General features: G+C 72.7%; 2 protein-coding genes. Both read left to right on the top strand.

The genetic code is table 11. The features are described 5' to 3' along the window. Positions 1-82: 82 nt before the first annotated feature. Entirely contained in the window at positions 83-1,894 is a 1,812-nt protein-coding gene (locus D7W79_RS40965; RefSeq protein WP_120530612.1) for an acyl-CoA dehydrogenase, read from the top strand. A 1-nt stretch (position 1,895) separates the two neighbouring features. Further along, positions 1,896-2,705 (top strand): hypothetical protein, encoded by an 810-nt coding sequence (locus D7W79_RS40960; RefSeq protein ID WP_120530611.1) that lies wholly within the window; start codon positions 1,896-1,898, stop codon positions 2,703-2,705. Positions 2,706-2,832: the final 127 nt, after the last annotated feature.

Here is a 2,832-nt window from a genome sequence, read left to right as displayed (position 1 = left end):
CCGCCCCGCCCACGTCCGCCGGTGAATGCCCGCCGCACGACGACTTCGACGACAACATCGCGTCCTGGTAGGGAATCGGGGCATGAGCGTGCCCCGCCCCAACCCCCTGCTGTCGGACCGCGACGTGGACTTCCAGCTCTACGAGGCGCTGGACACCACCGCGCTCTGCGCGCTGCCCGCCTTCCAGGAGCACTCGCGCGACACCTTCGCGCTCCTCCTGGACAGCACCCGGCGCTTCGCCCGCGAGGTGCTCGCCCCCACCTACCGGCCCATGGACACCGCCCCGCCCGTCTTCGAACACGGCCGCGTGCGCGTGCATCCCGCCATGCGCTCGCTCTACGCCGGCATGGTCGACCTGGGCCTGCTCACCGCCACCCGCCCTCCGGAGGTCGGCGGCCAGCAGCTCCCCCTCACCGTGCACGCCGTGGCCAGCGCCTACCTCATGGCCGCCAACCTGAGCGCCTATGGCTACCTGGGCCTCACGCTCGGCGCCGCGCACCTGCTGGAGGTCTTCGGCACGCCCTTCCTGCGCGACACCTTCATGGCCCGGCTGTACCGCGGCGAGTGGACCGGCACCATGGCCCTCACCGAGCCCCAGGCCGGCAGCAGCCTCGCGGACGTGAAGACGCGCGCCACGCCCGCGCCGGACGGCTCCTACCGCCTCCAGGGCTCGAAAATCTTCATCAGCGGCGGCGACCAGGACTTCACCGACAACGTCGTGCACCTCACCCTCGCCCGCATCGAGGGCGCGGAGGGCGGCACGCGCGGCGTGTCCCTCTTCGCCGTGCCCGCGAAGAGGCCGGAGGGCGACACGCTCGTCCCCAACGACGTGCAGGTGGCCGGCGTCATCCACAAGATCGGCTGGCGCGGCCTGCCCAGCCTCGTCCTCAACTTCGGTGACGCCAATGACTGTCACGGCTGGCTCGTGGGCCAGCCCGGACGCGGGCTCGCCTGCATGTTCCAGATGATGAACGAGGCGCGCATCATGGTGGGCCTCAACGCCGTGTCCACCGCCGCCGTCGCCTACCAGCAGTCGCTCGCCTACGCGCGCGAGCGCCCCCAGGGCCGCCCCGCCGGCATCCGCGACACCACGCGCGCCCAGTCCCCCATCATCGAACACGCCGACGTGCGCCGCATGCTGCTGCGCCAGAAGGCCATCGTGGAGGGCGGGCTCGCGCTCCTGCTCACCACCTCCACGCAGGCGGACCTCGCCAACCACGCGCCGGACGAGGCCACGCGCAAGCGCGCGCACCTGCTCCTGGACCTGCTCACGCCCATCGCCAAGACGTTCCCCGCGGAGAGGGGCTTCGAATCCAACGCGCTCGCGCTCCAGATTCACGGTGGCTACGGCTACTCCAGCGAGTACCTCCCGGAAGCGTGGCTGCGCGACCAGAAGCTCAACAGCATCCACGAGGGCACCACCGGCATCCAGGGCCTGGACCTGCTCGGGCGCAAGGCGGTGGCGGAGGGCGGCGCCGCGCTCCAGGCGCTCGACGAGGAGGTGCGGGCCACCACCGCCCGCGCCCACGCCGCCGGCGTGGAGCCCGCGTGGAGCGACGCGCTGGAGGACGCGCTCCAGCAGGCCACCGCCCTCACGCTGGAGCTGGGCGCGCGCGGCATGGCGGGCGAGGTGGACGTGATGCTCCGCCACAGCACGGACTTCCTGGAGCTCTTCAGCGTGGTGGCCGTGGCGTGGCGCTGGCTCGCGCAGGCCGCCGCCGCGAAGGAGGGCCTGGCGCGCACGCCCTCCGCGGAGGACACCGCCTTCTACGAGGGCAAGCTCGCCGCCGCGCAGTACTGGTTCGCGGTGGAGGTGCCGCGCGTACCGCTGCTCGCCCACCTGTGCCGCACGGGCGAGGACTCCTACGCGCGCATGCGCCCGGACTGGTTCTGACATGTCCGTCTCCTTCCACCTGTGCCAGCCCGGAAGGGGCGCCTCGTGCGGCGCCTGCTGCGGCCTCTACAACTTCCAGGACCACTCGCGCGCGGCGCTGACCCGGAGACTCCAGGTGCAGACGGAGCGGCTCTCCCGCACACCCCACACCCCCGAGGCCTACGCCGAGGCCGCGCGCGAGCTCACCGCGAACCGCGACGCCCCGGCCCTCTTCCCCATCGTGCGGGTGTGTCCCCTGCTGGGCTTCCTGGACGCGGAGCACCAGCGCGTGGGCTGCCTGGGCCATCCCCTGGTGACGGGCGGCACGGACCTGCGCGACTGCGGCGTCTATCGCGCCACCGTCTGTGAATCCTTCACCTGTCCGTCCTTCGGCTGGCTCACCGACGCGCAGGCCCGGCTGGTTCAGGCCGCGTGCGCGGACTGGTACCTCTACGGGCTGGTCATCACCGACGTGGAGTTCGTGCGCGGCTGCCTGAAGCTCCTGGAATGGGAGCTGGGAGGCCCCGCGTCCCCGGACGTCCTGCGCGAGCGCCCCGACTCGCTCGCCGCCGTGCGCCGCCTCTTCGCCCTCAAGGAGACGGCCCCCGGCCGCGACGGACAGGCCACCGTGTTCGGCCGCTTCGCCCATGACACGGAAGGTGAACCCACCCCGCGCTCGCTCGACTACGCGGCGCTGGGCACGCGCGCCGCCCCCGAGGACGACGTGGTGCTGTGCCTGGGCTACACGCCCCTGGACGCGCCGGCACTGCTCGCCGCCCGCGCCCTGGTGCGCGACCACGTGCACGCCGTGGCCGCCACCTTCCCCGCGTAGCCTTCGCCATCCAGAAGCCAACACCCCTCCGCACGCCGGACGCTTGCAACGGCAGGGGGTCGTCCGCAGGTTTGCCTGCGGGAGGGTTGGCGGATGGGTGGACGTTGGATGGGGATGGGGATGGGGA

The sequence above is a fragment of the Corallococcus exercitus genome (genome assembly GCF_003611585.1).
GTDB lineage: Bacteria > Myxococcota > Myxococcia > Myxococcales > Myxococcaceae > Corallococcus > Corallococcus exercitus.
This window is presented reverse-complemented; position numbering and strand designations above follow the sequence as displayed.